Origin of the sequence: Serratia montpellierensis (genome assembly GCF_020858655.1) — a bacterium.
In the GTDB taxonomy this organism is placed as follows: Bacteria; Pseudomonadota; Gammaproteobacteria; order Enterobacterales; family Enterobacteriaceae; genus Serratia; species Serratia montpellierensis.
Genome location: NZ_VOSN01000010.1, coordinates 89,736 through 105,465, shown reverse-complemented (window position 1 = coordinate 105,465; position 15,730 = coordinate 89,736). Strand labels below are relative to the sequence as shown.

The following is a 15,730-nucleotide window of genomic DNA, read 5'->3' as shown; positions in this document are numbered from 1 at the left end:
AACTGATGCCCACTTTTTTCAATTTGGATGAGATCATGCCCGTCGTACACGTTGCCTTACCGGTCCCCCTCGCCCGCACCTTCGACTATCTGCTGCCGCCCGGCATGCAGCCGGTGACCGGCGCGCGCGTGGGCGTGCCCTGGGGCAGGCAGCATGCGATCGGCATCGTCACCGGCTGCAGCGACACCAGCGAACTGCCGCTGGATAAGCTCAAACCGATCGACAGCGTGATCGACACGGAATCGCTGTTCTCCCCCAGCCTGTGGCGCATCCTGCGCTGGGCCAGCGATTACTATCACTACCCCATCGGCGAAGTGCTGTTTCACGCGCTGCCGATCCTGCTGCGGCAAGGCAAACCGGCCGAAGCCGCGCCGCTGTGGCAATGGTTCGCCACCGAAGAGGGGCGCGCCACCCCACCCGAAAGCCTGAAACGCGCGCCGAAACAGCAGCAGGCGCTGGCGGCGCTGCTGCAACGCCCGGTCTATCGCCATCAGGTCAGCCAGCTGGAGCTGACGGAAAGCGCCCTGCAGGCGCTGCGCGCCAAAGGGCTGATCGATCTGCGCGCTCAGGTCGCGGATACGCACGACTGGCGCCCCAACTTCGCGGTGCTCGGCGAACGGCTGCGGCTGAACACCGAACAGGCTACCGCCGTCGGGGCGATCAGAAGCGAGGATGAGCAGTTCGCCGCCTGGCTGCTGGCCGGGGTGACCGGCTCAGGCAAGACCGAGGTGTACCTCAGCGTGCTGGAAAACGTGCTGGCCAAAGGCCGACAGGCGCTGGTGCTGGTGCCGGAAATCGGCCTGACGCCGCAAACCATCGCCCGTTTTCGCGAACGCTTCAACGCGCCGGTGGACGTGCTGCACTCCGGGCTGAACGACAGCGAGCGGCTGGCGGTTTGGCTGCGTGCGCGCAGCGGCGAAGCCGCCATCGTCATCGGCACCCGTTCGGCGCTGTTCACGCCATTCCGACAGTTGGGCGTGATCATCATCGACGAAGAGCACGACAGCTCTTATAAACAGCAGGAAGGCTGGCGCTACCACGCCCGCGATCTGGCGGTGTTCCGCGCCCGGGAAGAGGACATCCCGATGGTGATGGGCTCCGCCACGCCGGCACTGGAAACGCTGCACAACGTGCAGCTGGGCAAATATCGCCAGCTGAAGCTCACCCAGCGCGCGGGCAACGCCAAACCGGCGACGCAGCACCTGATCGATCTGAAGGGGCTGCCGCTGAAGGTCGGCCTGTCGCAACCGCTTTTGAAAAGCATGCAGCACCATTTAAAAGCCGGCAATCAGGTGATGCTGTTCCTCAACCGCCGCGGTTACGCCCCGGCGCTGCTGTGCCACGAGTGCGGCTGGATCGCCGAATGCCAACGCTGCGATCACTACTACACCTTCCACCAGCATCAGCGCCAGCTGCGCTGCCACCACTGCGACAGCCAGCGGCCGGTGCCGCACCAGTGCCCGCAGTGCGGCTCCACCCACCTGGTGTCGGTCGGCGTCGGCACCGAACAGCTGGAACATGAGCTGGCGCCGCTGTTCCCCGACACGCCGATCACCCGCATCGATCGCGACACCACCAGCCGCAAAGGCGCGCTGGAGCAGCATCTGGCGGATATTCATCGCGGCGAAGCACGCATTCTGATCGGCACGCAAATGCTGGCCAAGGGCCACCATTTTCCCGACGTCACGCTGGTGGCGTTGCTGGACGTGGACGGCGCGCTGTTCTCCGCCGACTTCCGTTCCGCCGAGCGTTTCGCTCAGCTGTATACTCAGGTCTCCGGGCGAGCGGGCCGCGCGGGCAAACAGGGTGAAGTGCTGCTGCAAACCCACCACCCGGAGCACCCGTTATTGCAGGTGCTGCTGCAACAGGGTTACGACGCCTTCGCCAAACAGACGCTGGCGGAGCGCAACAGCGTGTTTCTGCCGCCTTACACCAGCCACATCATCGTGCGCGCCGAAGATCACGACAACCAGCAGGCCCCGCTGTTCCTGCAGCAGCTGCGCAACCTGCTGGAAGCCAGCCCGCTGAAGGACGATTCGCTGTGGGTGATGGGCCCGGTGCCGGCGCTGCAGTCCAAACGCGGCGGCCGTTTCCGCTGGCAGCTGCTGCTGCAGCACCCGACGCGGCGCGTCCTGCAACAGCTGATGAAAAGCTCACTGCCGCTGATCGGCACCCTGCCGCAAACGCGCAAGGTGAAATGGACGCTGGATGTCGATCCGATCGACAGCTGATCCCGGAAAAGTCCGATTTAGCTGCCGCAGTGCAAACGATTACCCTTGAAATTGCGAGCGAACGCTAAAAAACCTTCTCAGGTCACATTTTTTATGCAAATTAGGTAACAAAGGCGGGGCGTATTCTGTTTAGAATGTCTGCGAGGGCAAATTTTGTCGCCACATCGCAGCGCGACGGAGTGCCCGAACGCGAGTGGCGCTCAATGACAACAATCCCGCCACCGCATGCCGGACATTGTGAGCAAACAGCAGTAGTGGCGTCGGCATGGGGCTGACGCAAGGAGAAAGGCGTTGGAACACAAGAAAGAGTTATCCATGGCGACCATGAAAGACGTCGCCGAAATGGCGGGCGTTTCAACGGCTACCGTATCGCGTGCGCTGATGAACCCGGAAAAGGTGTCAACGCCAACGCGCCAGAAGGTGGAACAGGCCGTCCTGGCCGTGGGTTATTCTCCTCATGCTCTGTCACGCAATATCAAGCGCAACGAATCCCGCACCATCCTGGTGATCGTGCCCGACATCTGCGATCCGTTTTTCGCCGATGTGATCCAGGGGATCGAACAGACCGCGGCCCAGCAAGGCTATCTGGTGCTGATCGGCGACTGCGCGCAGCAGAACCAGCAAGAGCGCACTTTCGTCAATCTGATCATCACCAAACAGATCGACGGCATGCTGCTGCTGGGCTCCAACCTGCCGTTCGACGCCAGCAAGGAAGAGCAGCGCAACCTGCCGCCGATGGTGATGGCCAACGAGTTCGCCCCCGAGCTGGAACTGCCGACGGTGCATATCGACAACCTGACCGCCGCCTTTGAAGCCGTGCATTATTTGCATCAATTAGGCCACCGGCAGATCGCCTGTATCGCCGGGCCGGAACAGATGCCGCTGAGCCATTATCGGCTGCAGGGTTACGTTCAAGCGCTACGTCGTAATGGCATTACCGTCGAAAGCAGCTATATTACCCGGGGTGATTTTACCTACGAAGCCGGCGCGCAAGCGCTGACCATGCTGATGGCACAGCCGAAACCGCCAACGGCGGTATTCTGCCACAGCGACGTCATGGCGATCGGCGTGCTGTCCCAGGCGAAGAAAATGGGGCTGCGGGTACCGCAGGATCTGTCGATCGTCGGCTTTGACGACCTCAAGCTGGCGCAATATTGCGATCCGCCGCTGACCACGGTGGCGCAGCCGCGCTTCCAGATCGGCCAGCAGGCGATGTTGTTGCTGTTGGAGCAGTTGAACGGCCAGGCGGTCGCCAGCGGCTCCCGGCTGTTGGACAGTGAATTGATTATCAGAGGCAGCACCGCTGCCCCGAAACGCTAGTCAAATATTTTAGGGTTCAGTAACATGACGGACTTATCCTCTCATCAGGACACAGCGGAATAATAGTGGCACAAAAAGACTATGTAAGCCGTGGGCGCGCAGCAGGAGCTAAGCGTAAAACCCCCAGCCGTAAAAAACGCAGTTCTCCGAAGGTTTCCAAAACCGTGCTGGCGTTAGCCGCCGCGTTGCTGGTTGTTTTTGTCGGTGGCCTCTATTTCATTACCCACAACAAGCCGGAAGACGCGCCGTTGTTGCCTGCGCATACCACGCGCCCCGGCAACGGCCTGCCGCCGAAGCCGGAAGAGCGCTGGCGCTACATCAAAGAGCTGGAAAACCGGCAGATCGGCGTGCAAACCCCGACCGAACCGACGGCCGGCGGCGAGCTCAATTCCAAAACTCAGCTGACCGCCGAACAGCGGCAGTTGCTGGAGCAGATGCAGGCCGACATGCAGCAGCGCCCGACGCAGCTGAACGAAGTGCCGTATAACGATCCGGGCCAGGTCAACGCGCGCAGTAATCGCCAGCAGCAGCAGATGCAGCAGCAGCAGATGCAACAACAGCAAATGCATCAGCAGCCGGTACAGCAACAGCAGCAGGTCACCCAGGCGCCGCGTAACCCGTTCAACAACGGGGCCACCACCGCGCCGGTGCAGCAGCAGCACCAGCAGCCGAAGCCGGTCACCCCACCGCCGGTGCAGGTGAAACAGCCTGAGCCGAAGCCGCAACCGAAGCCGGAGCCCAAGCCGGAAGTGAAACAGGAAACGGCCAAGCAGGAAACCAAACCGGAATCGAAACAGAAGTGGATGGTGCAATGCGGTTCGTTCCGCGCCACCGATCAGGCTGAATCCGTACGTGCGCGCCTGGCGTTCGAAGGCATCGAGAGCCGCATCACCGCCGGTGGCGGTTGGAATCGCGTGGTGCTCGGTCCGTACAGCAGTCGCGCCGCCGCGGACAAAACCCTTTCACGCCTGAAGGGCGTCGGCATGTCGAGTTGCATTCCCCTCTCCGTTGGGGGTTGAAAAGCGTCAATCCCCCCCCATCTATACTCTCAATATGCCTCGTAGCGTCTGCGAAAGCAGGCGCTGCGGGGACTTCTTTCCGTTTTTAACGAGGGTCTGCTCGTGACAACAATTGTAAGCGTACGCCGCAACGGCCAGGTCGTCATCGGTGGTGATGGCCAGGCAACCCTGGGTAATACGGTGATGAAGGGTAACGTCAAGAAAGTGCGTCGCCTGTATAACGACAAAGTGATCGCCGGTTTCGCCGGTGGTACCGCTGACGCCTTCACGCTGTTTGAACTGTTTGAACGCAAACTGGAAATGCATCAGGGCCACCTGGTGAAAGCCGCCGTCGAGCTGGCGAAAGACTGGCGCACCGATCGCATGCTGCGCAAGCTCGAAGCGCTGCTGGCGGTCGCCGATGAAACCGCTTCGCTGATCATCACCGGCAACGGCGATGTGGTGCAGCCGGAAAACGATCTGATCGCCATCGGCTCCGGCGGCCCGTACGCCCAGGCCGCAGCCCGCGCCATGTTGGAAAATACCGAGCTGAGCGCCCGCGACATCGTTGAGAAATCCCTCAACATCGCCGGCGACATCTGTATTTACACCAACCATTTCCACACCATTGAAGAATTGCCTTCCAAAGCGTAAGGATCGAATACCATGTCTGAAATGACCCCGCGCGAGATCGTCAGCGAACTGGACAGCTATATCATTGGCCAAAACAAGGCCAAACGCGCTGTCGCCATTGCCCTGCGCAACCGCTGGCGCCGGATGCAGCTCAACGAGATGCTGCGTCACGAAGTGACCCCGAAAAACATTCTGATGATCGGCCCGACCGGCGTCGGTAAAACCGAAATCGCCCGTCGTCTGGCGAAGCTGGCCAACGCGCCGTTCATCAAGGTTGAAGCCACCAAGTTCACCGAAGTGGGCTATGTGGGCAAAGAAGTGGATTCCATCATCCGCGATCTGACCGATGCCGCCATCAAAATGGTGCGCATGCAGTCGATCGAGAAAAACCGCACCCGTGCCGAAGAGTTGGCCGAAGAGCGCATCCTCGACGTGCTGATCCCGCCGGCCAAGAACAACTGGGGCCAGCCGGAAGAGCATCAGGAGCCGTCCGCCGCCCGTCAGGCATTCCGCAAGAAACTGCGCGAAGGCCAGCTGGACGATAAAGAGATCGAAATCGATCTGGCCGCGGCGCCGATGGGCGTGGAAATCATGGCGCCTCCGGGCATGGAAGAGATGACCAACCAGCTGCAGTCGATGTTCCAGAACCTCGGCGGCCAGAAGCAAAAGCCGCGCAAGGTGAAGATCAAAGAAGCCTTCAAGCTGCTGGTGGAAGAAGAAGCAGCCAAGCTGGTGAACCCGGAAGAGCTGAAAGAGCAGGCGATCGAAGCGGTTGAACAGCACGGCATCGTGTTTATCGATGAGATCGACAAAATCTGTAAGCGCGGCGGTCAAAGTTCCGGCCCGGACGTCTCGCGCGAAGGCGTGCAGCGCGATCTGCTGCCGCTGGTGGAAGGCTGCACCGTGTCGACCAAACACGGTATGGTGAAGACCGACCACATCCTGTTCATCGCTTCCGGCGCGTTCCAGACCGCCAACCCGTCAGATCTGATCCCGGAACTGCAGGGCCGTCTGCCGATCCGCGTTGAGCTGCAGGCGCTGACTACCGAAGACTTCGAACGCATCCTGACCGAGCCGAGCGCGTCGCTGACCGAGCAGTACAAAGCGCTGATGGGCACCGAAGGCGTCAATATCGAGTTCACCGCCGACGGCATCCGCCGCATCGCCGAAGCCGCGTGGCAGGTCAACGAAAGCACCGAGAACATCGGCGCGCGTCGTCTGCACACCGTGCTGGAACGTCTGATGGAAGATATTTCCTACGATGCGAGTGAAATTAATGGCCAATCCATTACAATTGATGCGGATTACGTGCGCAGTCATCTGGATGAACTGGTGGCGGATGAAGATTTGAGTCGTTTTATCCTATAATCGCTCAATCATTGTCTTGTCAGTCATCTGTGTGGGAGGCATTGCCTCCCACAATTATTTCTAACGGACACCGCAACTTACTGACAGAAGCGAAACATGAGCTCATCAACCTCCACCACCCCGATTTCCGCCTGGCTGGAAAGTCTACGCCCCCGCACCCTGCCGTTGGCCTTTGCCTCCATCGTAGTCGGCTCGGCGATCGCCGCCTGGCACGGCAGCCTGAAACCTGAAGTGGCGCTGCTGGCGCTGTTGACCGCCGGGCTGCTGCAGATCCTCTCCAACCTGGCTAACGACTACGGCGATGCGGTCAAAGGCAGCGACAAAGAAGATCGCATCGGGCCGTTGCGCGGCATGCAAAAAGGCATGATTACCCAGGCGCAGATGAAACGGGCATTGGTGGTGACGGTGGTGCTGATCGCCCTCGCCGGCTGTTCGCTGATCGCCGTCGCCTGCGAGCAACCCAGCGACGTGGTGGGCTTCCTGGTGCTGGGCGGGCTGTCTATCGTGGCGGCCATCACCTATACCGTCGGCAATAAGCCTTACGGGTATTTGGGGCTGGGCGACATCTCGGTGCTGGTGTTCTTCGGCTGGCTGAGCGTGGCCGGCACCTACTATTTGCAAACGCACACCTTCGACAGCGTCGTGATGCTGCCGGCCACCGCCTGTGGCCTGCTGGCGACGGCGGTGCTCAACATCAACAATCTGCGCGATATCGAGAGCGATCGCGAAAACGGTAAGAACACGCTGGCGGTGCGTCTCGGCCCGCACAAGGCGCGCATTTACCATGCCCTGCTGCTCGCCGGCGCGGTGCTGTGTTTCGCGCTGTTTACGCTGTTCAATCTCCACAGCCCGTGGGGCTGGCTGTTCGTGCTGGCGATCCCGCTGCTGGTGCGCCACGGCCTGCGCGTGCTGCGCGATCCGACACCGGTCGGCATGCGGCCGATGCTGGAACACATGGTCAAGGCGGCGTTACTGGCCAACCTGCTGTTCGCCATCGGCGTGGCGCTCAGTTAAAAACTGATGATTTTGCCAACAGGGCGAATAAAGGGATATACTGAACATTCCAGCGGCAAACAGACGTAAAATCCTATGAAATACGATACTTCCGAACTTTGCGACATCTATCATGAAGAGGTGAACGTTGTTGAACCTCTATTCTCCAATTTTGGCGGGCGTACTTCATTTGGCGGGCAGATCACCACGGTGAAATGCTTCGAGGATAACGGCCTGTTGTTCGATCTGCTTGAAGAAAACGGCCGCGGCCGCGTGCTGTTGGTCGACGGCGGCGGTTCGGTTCGCCGGGCGCTGATCAACGCCGAACTGGCGCGCCTGGCTGCCCAGAACGAATGGGAAGGCATCGTGGTGTACGGCGCGGTGCGTCAGGTGGACGATCTGGAAGAGCTCGACATCGGCATTCAGGCGATGGCAGCGATCCCGGTGGGAGCCGTGAGCGAAGGCGTGGGCGAAAGCGATATCCGCGTCAACTTCGGTGGCGTCACCTTCTTCTCCGGCGATCACCTGTATGCCGACAACACCGGCATCATCCTCTCCGAAGACCCGCTCGACATCGAGTGATTTTCGGTCATGAAAAAGGGCGCCTGAGGCGCCCTTTTCGTTGCTGCATGGCGTGAGGAATCAGACCTCTTCCATTTTGCCCAGCAGAGCGCGCAGGCGATCTTGCCATACGTGCTGTTCTTCTTTCAGCTGTTGGTTTTCGCGCACCAGCGCTTCGTGGTTGCCGGAGGCAGCCTGAACTTCCTGCGACAGAGAGTTGTTTTTGTCTTTCAGCTCTTCAATTTCCATCTGCAACAAGGTGATGGTATCAATCGCCTGCTGTACTTTTGCTTCCAGTTTCTCAAATACTTCAAATGACATGCTTCAGTCCCCTCATGATAGCAAGGCGTACATCTATAAGTAGCGGCCGCAACGTCGGCTGCAGCTACTGCGAATATTGCATCGCGCTCAGTGACGCGCGCCGTTACGGAAGGCGCGCCAGTCTCGATTCGTTAAAAACGATTGTAAGTAGCCAGTCTCCGCCTGTCTAGCAACATACCGGATCATCGCGCAGTCTGTTGCAATTTTCCTGCCCTCACCATCAGTAAAAACTGAAAATCCCCGCCACCGTCGCCGCGAGTTGTTAACAGCCCTCACCAAACCACTGGTCAGATCACACTTTTATGGCTCAGAAAGAACACTAAACGACGCGAAATCGCTCAATTTTATGACGCGCCACACACATTTTGATTTCGCTATTTCTCGTTTATGTTCGTTAACGATAAATTTACATCACGTCCTCATTCAATAATTGGACGAGATGAAAAAAACTGTGCCCATAGGCCGGATCTCTACCCAACTGAGCCTATAAACCAACAACCGCCGTTTTGCAGGACACCAACATTATGAGCCAAACCACCAGTCCGACATTAAAAGGCCAGTGCATCGCCGAGTTCCTCGGCACGGCGCTGCTGATCTTCTTTGGCGTAGGCTGCGTTGCCGCACTGAAACTGGCGGGCGCCAGCTTCGGCCAGTGGGAAATCAGCATCATTTGGGGCCTCGGCGTCGCCATGGCCATCTATCTGACCGCCGCCATTTCCGGCGCGCATCTCAACCCAGCGGTTACCCTCGCCCTGTGGCTGTTCGCCTGCTTCGACGGGCGCAAAGTGGTGCCTTACATCATTGCGCAGGTCGCCGGTGCCTTCTGCGCCGCTGCCCTGGTCTATGGGCTGTACTACAATCTGTTCTTCGACTTCGAAGCGGCTCACCACATGGTGCGCGGCAGCAACGAAAGCCTCGAACTGGCCGGCATCTTCTCGACTTACCCTAACGCGCACATCTCCGTCGGCCAGGCCTTCCTGGTAGAAATGGTGATCGCGGCGATCCTGATGTGCCTGATCCTGGCGCTGACCGACGACGGCAACGGCATCCCGCGCGGCCCGCTGGCACCGCTGCTGATCGGTATTCTGATTGCCGTGATCGGCGCCTCCATGGGACCATTGACCGGCTTTGCGTTGAACCCGGCGCGTGACTTCGGCCCGAAACTGTTCGCCTACCTGGCCGGCTGGGGCAAAGTCGCCTTCACCGGCGCACGCGACATCCCGTACTTCCTGGTGCCGATCTTCGCCCCTATCGTCGGCTGTGGCCTGGGCGCTTTCGGTTACCGCGCGCTGATTGGCCGCCACCTGCCGTGCGACGTCTGCGTGACGGAAGAAGAGCCTGACGCCAAGACCCAACAACGCAAAGCGTGATGGGTGCAGTTTTACACGGTTAACAACAGCAGGATAATTACCATGACTGTAGAAAAAAAATACATTGTCGCACTCGACCAAGGGACCACCAGCTCACGCGCCGTCGTGCTCGATCACGACGCCAACATCGTTGCGGTATCGCAGCGCGAATTCCCGCAGATCTATCCAAAGGCCGGCTGGGTTGAGCACGATCCGATGGAAATCTGGGCGTCGCAAAGCTCGACGTTGGTAGAAGTGCTGGCGAAAGCCGACATCAGTTCCGATCAGATCGCCGGCATCGGCATCACCAACCAGCGCGAAACCACCATCGTCTGGGAAAAAGAGACCGGCAAGCCGATTTACAACGCCATCGTCTGGCAGTGCCGCCGCACCGCCGACATCTGCGAAAAGCTCAAGCGCGACGGCCTGGAAGAGTATATCCGTCACAACACCGGCCTGGTGGTTGACCCCTACTTCTCCGGCACCAAGGTGAAGTGGATCCTGGACAACGTCGAAGGCGCCCGCGAGCGCGCCAAGCGCGGCGAACTGCTGTTCGGCACCGTCGATACCTGGCTGGTGTGGAAAATGACCCAGGGGCGCGTACACGTCACCGATTACACCAACGCTTCACGCACCATGATGTTCAACATCCACGAGCTGGACTGGGACGAACGCATGCTGGAAGTGCTGGATATCCCGCGCGCCATGTTGCCGAAAGTCCGTCCTTCCTCCGAGGTGTATGGCCAGACCAACATCGGCGGCAAGGGCGGCACGCGTATTCCTATCGCCGGTATCGCCGGTGACCAGCAGGCGGCACTGTACGGCCAGCTGTGCGTTCAACCAGGCATGGCGAAGAACACTTACGGCACCGGCTGCTTCCTGCTGATGAACACCGGCAAAGAAGCGGTGCGTTCGAAAAACGGCCTGCTGACCACCATCGCCTGCGGCCCGCGTGGCGAAGTGAACTATGCGCTGGAAGGCGCGGTGTTCATCGGCGGTGCGTCTATCCAGTGGCTGCGCGATGAGCTGAAACTGATCAGCGATGCCGCCGACTCCGAATACTTCGCCACGAAGGTGAAAGACAGCAACGGCGTCTATGTGGTGCCGGCCTTCACCGGCCTGGGCGCGCCATACTGGGATCCGTATGCCCGCGGCGCCATCTTTGGCCTGACCCGTGGCGCCAACAGCAACCACATCATCCGCGCCACGCTGGAATCCATCGCCTTCCAGACTCGCGACGTGCTGGACGCCATGCAGGCCGACGCCAACACCCGCCTGCAATCGTTGCGCGTGGACGGCGGCGCGGTCGCCAACAACTTCCTGATGCAGTTCCAGTCCGATATCCTCGGCACCCGCGTAGAGCGCCCTGAAGTGCGTGAATCGACGGCGCTGGGTGCCGCGTTCCTGGCGGGCCTGGCCATCGGCTACTGGAACGATCTGGATGAAGTGAAGAGCAAAGCGGTGATTGAGCGTGAATTCCGCCCAAGCATCGAAACCACCGAACGCAACTACCGCTACAGCGGCTGGAAAAAAGCGGTGGCTCGCGCGCAGGCGTGGGAAGATCACGACTAAACCCCGCCTTGCCGTTACCCCCAAATTGCGCTGCCTGCGGGCGGCGCTTTTTTTTGCCCCGCCCCGCCGGCGCCGCGCTGTGATAGACTTTGCCGATATTTTCTTCCCTTTCTCACAGACAGGTTTGCCATGAAACGTGAATTAGCCATCGAATTTTCCCGCGTTACCGAAGCCGCTGCGCTTGCGGGCTACAAATGGCTGGGACGCGGCGACAAGAACGCCGCCGACGGTGCGGCGGTCCACGCCATGCGCATCATGCTCAACAAAGTGGACATCAATGGGCGCATCGTGATCGGCGAAGGCGAGATCGACGAAGCGCCGATGCTGTATATCGGCGAACAGGTCGGCACCGGCCAGGGCGACGCGGTCGACATCGCTGTCGATCCGATCGAAGGCACCCGCATGACCGCCATGGGCCAGTCCAATGCGCTGGCGGTATTGGCGGTGGGCGATCGCGGCACCTTCCTGCACGCACCGGACATGTACATGGAGAAGCTGGTGGTCGGCCCGGCGGCGCGCGGCGCTATCGATCTCAATCTGCCCTTGGCGGAGAACCTACAGAACGTCGCCGCACGGCTGAGCAAACCACTGTCGCAGCTTACGGTGATCGTCTTGGCCAAACCGCGCCACGACGGCGTCATCGCGCAGATGCAGCAGCTGGGCGTGCGAGTGTTCGCCATTCCTGACGGCGACGTGGCGGCCTCCATTCTCACCTGCATGCCGGAAAGCGAAGTCGATGTGATGTACGGCATCGGCGGCGCGCCGGAAGGGGTGATCTCAGCCGCAGTGATCCGCGCGCTGGACGGCGACATGCAGGCGCGTTTGCTGCCGCGCCATGAGGTGAAAGGCGACAGCGCCGAGAACCGCCGCATCGGCGAGCAGGAACTGGCGCGCTGCCGGGAAATGGGTATCGAAGCCGGTCAGGCGCTGCGTCTGGATCAGATGGCGCGCAACGACAACGTGATCTTCTCCGCCACCGGCATCACCAAGGGCGATCTGCTGGAGGGCATCAGCCGCCAGGGCAACATGGCCACGACCGAAACCCTGCTGATCCGCGGCAAGTCGCGCACCATCCGCCGCATCCGTTCGACCCACTATCTGGATCGCAAGGACCCGGCGCTGCACGAGTTTTTGCTGTAAGCCGGCAAGAGACCGCCCCCCGCAGCCGCTGAGGGCGGGTTCATCCCGCCACCGGGGTTTTGGCGGGCAGCAGTTTTCCGCGCAACAGCAGCCACAGCGTCTTCACCATCAGGCCGATGAGCAGCAGGTTGGCCAACGCGAACAGCCCCCAGGCCAGCACCTGCATCTCTTCCCCGCGCTGACTCTGCAGCAACCGCAGCGACGCGTTCGCCATTGCCGATAAGCCGAACGAGAAAGCCCACATGCCCGGGCTGAAGCCGCCGGCAAAAAACCAACGCACCAACCTGAACATGAAGAACAGCTGCAGCAGGCCGTAGCCCAACAGGATGAGGGCGAACGTATCGAAGTCGTTGCCATTGACGCATAACCACGCGTAGCAGGCGACAAAGGCCGGAGCCAACTGAATGCCGATAACGCCGCGGGCGGCGGCCGGCAGCGCGGCCTTTGTGCGTAGACGGTGGATGATGGCGGGTTCGAGGGTCAGCCATGAAATCAAACCGGCGCCAAGAAACATCATGCCGATATCAGGGTGGCCGGAGGTGCCAAACGCCATCGCGCAGATAAAGTTAGCGGCCACCGTCGGCAAGTAAAATCCCGGCGTCGTGGCCTCCGACGCGAACTCGCCGCGCCACAATGGCGCACAGCGCCAAGCCGAGAAGATGAGCTGGCCGACGGAGCCCGCGACCATCAGCCCATTCGCCAGCGGCAGGCTGTAGGGATGCAGGCCGATGGACACCAGCACGCCGCCCGCCGGAAGCAGGCTGATAAAGCTGAACTGAGTATTGCTGCGAAACTCGTCACGCACCGCGCGTGAGTCTATCAGGCAACGGCAGAGATAGATCAGCGCCAGCGTCAGCCAGATGGCGCTGCCGAGAAAGATGAGCGACTCGCCTAGCCAGCCGGGGCCATAGCCGAGCGTGGCGGCGTATCGCCAGGCGCTGCCGAGGCCGAAAACCCCCAGAACCATCCCAAAGAAGCCGACGGGAACACGTTGAATGAACTGCAGTGATGACATAGCGAATAACCCGGAAAAACACTGTCGGTAAAGTGTATACCGATCGCCACAGCGCAGTAATAACCTGGGTCAAAACCGGCGGCATGACCTTAGCCGTCTTGCAGGACTAAGGTCAGCGCCGGCTCGGGAAGGGCGTTATGCGGTATGCCCCTGATGTTGCATCCGGTTGGACAGCGGCCACCAGCACAGCAGGATCAGCAGCGCCATCGCGAACATCAGCAATCCTAGGCTAAACTGCCCGGTTTGCGGCAGCATGGCGGAAAGCCAGGTCGCGAGCCCCGATCCCATATTCTGCATGCCGCCCACCAGCGCGCCCGCTGCGCCGGCCAGGTAAGGGAACGGCTCCATCGCCCCGGTGGTCGCCAGCGGGAACAGCATGCCGGCGCCGAAGAAGAACAGCGCGGCCGGCACGATCAGCGTCCAGATGTTCATCACGCCGAACCAGCCCGGGATCCACATCATCGCCCCCGCCAGCAGGCAGCTAATCACCGAATGCCACATCAGCGTGTGGAAGGTCTTGCCGTCACGCCCGGCGTACCAGGCGCCGAAAAACGCCGCCGGGATCGGCAGAATAAACAGGATGCTGACGGTCAGACCGCTCAGCCCCAACACGCCACCCATCAACACGCCGCAGCTGGCCTCGAATACCGCAATCCCCGCCAGCGCGCCGATCAGCATCACCAGATAGCAGCTGAAGGTGCTGTCACCCAGCAGCTGGCGGAAACTGGCCAGCATACGGCGTTTTTCCGTCTGCACCGGGCGGGTCTCCGGCAACCAGCGGAACATGGCGAAGGCAACGCAGGCGCACAGCGCCAGCAGGAAGGCGTAACAGGCGCGCCAGCCGAACACCATCGCCAATGCGCCGCCGATCACCGGCGCCAGCAGCGGGCTAACCAAAATCCCCATGTTCAACAGGCTGTTGGCATAGCGCAGCGCGGTGCCGGCATACAGATCGCGCGGCATGGTGCGCGCCATCACGCCCGCCACGCCGGTGCCCATGCCCTGAATCGCGCTGGCGGCGACCAGCATCGTCAGGTTGGTGGACAGCAACGCGCCCAGCGCACCGAGCAGGAAGATCATCATGCCGGTCAGGATCACCGGACGACGCCCGATGCGATCCGATATCGGCCCATAAATCAGCTGGGAGAAGCCGTAGGTCAGCAGATACGCCGCCATCACCCGTTGCACGGCGCCAGTGCGAACCGACAGATCGTGGGCGATATCAGCAATAACGGGAACATAAATGGTTTGCGCCATCTGGCCGACGGCGACCAACAGGATAAGCATCACCAGCAGGTGAAAGTTCTCTAGTTTTCTCATTATCTTCGTTAACGTTTCAACTCGTCACAGCGTCCCGGTATGGCCGTTGCAGCAGCCAGAACGGCGAGCAGCCCTCTATGGCGGCATAAACTAATCAAATCTGATTTTTTTAGCGAGTTTCAGGCAGATATTGATCCAGGTCACACTGGCAGCAAACCCGACCAGGCTCGTAAATTAAACTGTACGTATAACGCTTTGGAGTTAAAAATAGCGCCCTTGCAGTAGCCGGGCTTTAGCATTTAATCGATAATTATTTTCATCAACTTGAAATAAAATAACACCATAGGGATTTGGTTCATGAAAACACCTGAGCTGATTTTATTGCAGTTAAAGGCTCTCGGCCCGCACTCGGCCAAAATGCTGGCGGAGCGTCTGGACATCACGCCGATGGGCATCCGACAACATCTGCAATCCCTGGAAAAACGTGAGTTGGTTTGTTACGAAGAAGCGCGCAGCAAGGTCGGCCGCCCGACGCGCTACTGGTCGCTGACCGAACGGGGGCATGCCTATGCCGCCGACGATCAGGCGCGACTGCGGGAATCCGCGCTGCAGCTGTTTGGCGGCGCCGGGGTGGAACCGTTGCTCAGCGCGCGCGAAGATCAGCTTTATCTGCGTTATGCCGAAGAGCTGTCCGCCGAGCGCAGCCATCAGGACCGGTTAGCCCGCCTGGTGCGCCTGCGGCAACACGACGGTTACATGGCCGAATTGCTCGATCATCCACACGGTACGCTGCTGGTGGAAAACCACTGTCCGGTCGGTGTGGCCGGCTCCAGCTGCAGCAGCCTGTGCAATTCCGAGCTGCAGCTGTTTCACCGCCTGTTCGGCAACGACTACCGGGTAGAGCGCACCGCGCACGCCATTTCCGGCTCACGACATTGTGCTTATTTGATTCGACCACGGGAGCTTTAG

General features: G+C 60.4%; 14 protein-coding genes. 11 read left to right on the top strand and 3 right to left on the bottom strand.

The features are described from left to right. Window positions 1–35 precede the first annotated feature (35 nt). The 7 genes from priA to rraA all read left to right on the top strand — a co-directional run bounded on the left by priA (window position 36) and on the right by rraA (window position 8,125). Entirely contained in the window at window positions 36–2,231 is a 2,196-nt protein-coding gene (gene priA / locus FUU19_RS11220; RefSeq protein ID WP_230489716.1) for a primosomal protein N', read from the top strand. Window positions 2,232–2,522: 291 nt separating this feature from the next. Continuing rightward, window positions 2,523–3,551, top strand: coding sequence for a DNA-binding transcriptional regulator CytR (gene cytR, locus FUU19_RS11215; protein WP_230489717.1), 1,029 nt, complete (start codon window positions 2,523–2,525; stop codon window positions 3,549–3,551). Window positions 3,552–3,616: 65 nt separating this feature from the next. After that, window positions 3,617–4,570 (top strand): cell division protein FtsN, encoded by a 954-nt coding sequence (gene ftsN, locus FUU19_RS11210; protein WP_230489718.1) that lies wholly within the window; start codon window positions 3,617–3,619, stop codon window positions 4,568–4,570. Window positions 4,571–4,672: 102 nt separating this feature from the next. Beyond that, window positions 4,673–5,203 carry an ATP-dependent protease subunit HslV gene (gene hslV, locus FUU19_RS11205; protein WP_004931085.1) on the top strand — a complete coding sequence of 177 codons (531 nt, stop codon included), beginning with the start codon at window positions 4,673–4,675 and terminating at the stop codon, window positions 5,201–5,203. A 12-nt stretch (window positions 5,204–5,215) separates the two neighbouring features. Then, complete coding sequence (hslU, locus tag FUU19_RS11200) at window positions 5,216–6,550, top strand: ATP-dependent protease ATPase subunit HslU (protein WP_025304663.1); 1,335 nt, start codon at window positions 5,216–5,218, stop codon at window positions 6,548–6,550. A gap of 96 nt (window positions 6,551–6,646) precedes the next feature. Continuing rightward, window positions 6,647–7,564, top strand: coding sequence for a 1,4-dihydroxy-2-naphthoate polyprenyltransferase (locus FUU19_RS11195; protein WP_230489719.1), 918 nt, complete (start codon window positions 6,647–6,649; stop codon window positions 7,562–7,564). A gap of 75 nt (window positions 7,565–7,639) precedes the next feature. Next, window positions 7,640–8,125 carry a ribonuclease E activity regulator RraA gene (rraA, locus tag FUU19_RS11190; protein ID WP_038872664.1) on the top strand — a complete coding sequence of 162 codons (486 nt, stop codon included), beginning with the start codon at window positions 7,640–7,642 and terminating at the stop codon, window positions 8,123–8,125. Between the two features lie 60 nt (window positions 8,126–8,185). On the opposite strand, the gene zapB is transcribed toward rraA, so the two are convergent. Continuing rightward, complete coding sequence (zapB, locus tag FUU19_RS11185) at window positions 8,186–8,425, bottom strand: septal ring assembly protein ZapB (RefSeq protein ID WP_004931092.1); 240 nt, start codon at window positions 8,423–8,425, stop codon at window positions 8,186–8,188. 524 nt (window positions 8,426–8,949) lie between these two features. Here zapB and FUU19_RS11180 point away from each other — a divergent pair. The 3 genes from FUU19_RS11180 to glpX all read left to right on the top strand — a co-directional run bounded on the left by FUU19_RS11180 (window position 8,950) and on the right by glpX (window position 12,486). Then, window positions 8,950–9,795: an MIP/aquaporin family protein gene (locus FUU19_RS11180; RefSeq protein ID WP_015379417.1), complete on the top strand. Its 846-nt coding sequence runs from the start codon at window positions 8,950–8,952 to the stop codon at window positions 9,793–9,795. 42 nt (window positions 9,796–9,837) lie between these two features. Beyond that, entirely contained in the window at window positions 9,838–11,346 is a 1,509-nt protein-coding gene (gene glpK, locus FUU19_RS11175; RefSeq protein WP_073534615.1) for a glycerol kinase GlpK, read from the top strand. A 129-nt stretch (window positions 11,347–11,475) separates the two neighbouring features. Beyond that, window positions 11,476–12,486: a class II fructose-bisphosphatase gene (gene glpX / locus FUU19_RS11170; RefSeq protein ID WP_230489720.1), complete on the top strand. Its 1,011-nt coding sequence runs from the start codon at window positions 11,476–11,478 to the stop codon at window positions 12,484–12,486. 40 nt (window positions 12,487–12,526) lie between these two features. On the opposite strand, the gene tehA is transcribed toward glpX, so the two are convergent. Together tehA and emrD are read right to left on the bottom strand one after the other, a co-directional pair. Beyond that, entirely contained in the window at window positions 12,527–13,501 is a 975-nt protein-coding gene (tehA, locus tag FUU19_RS11165) for a dicarboxylate transporter/tellurite-resistance protein TehA (protein ID WP_230489721.1), read from the bottom strand. Window positions 13,502–13,636: 135 nt separating this feature from the next. Beyond that, window positions 13,637–14,821 carry a multidrug efflux MFS transporter EmrD gene (gene emrD, locus FUU19_RS11160; protein ID WP_060442774.1) on the bottom strand — a complete coding sequence of 395 codons (1,185 nt, stop codon included), beginning with the start codon at window positions 14,819–14,821 and terminating at the stop codon, window positions 13,637–13,639. Between the two features lie 297 nt (window positions 14,822–15,118). Between emrD and FUU19_RS11155 the strand changes: the two genes are divergently transcribed. Next, the gene (locus FUU19_RS11155) at window positions 15,119–15,730 is read left to right on the top strand and encodes a helix-turn-helix transcriptional regulator (RefSeq protein WP_141971941.1); all 612 of its coding nucleotides are present in this window, start codon (window positions 15,119–15,121) and stop codon (window positions 15,728–15,730) included.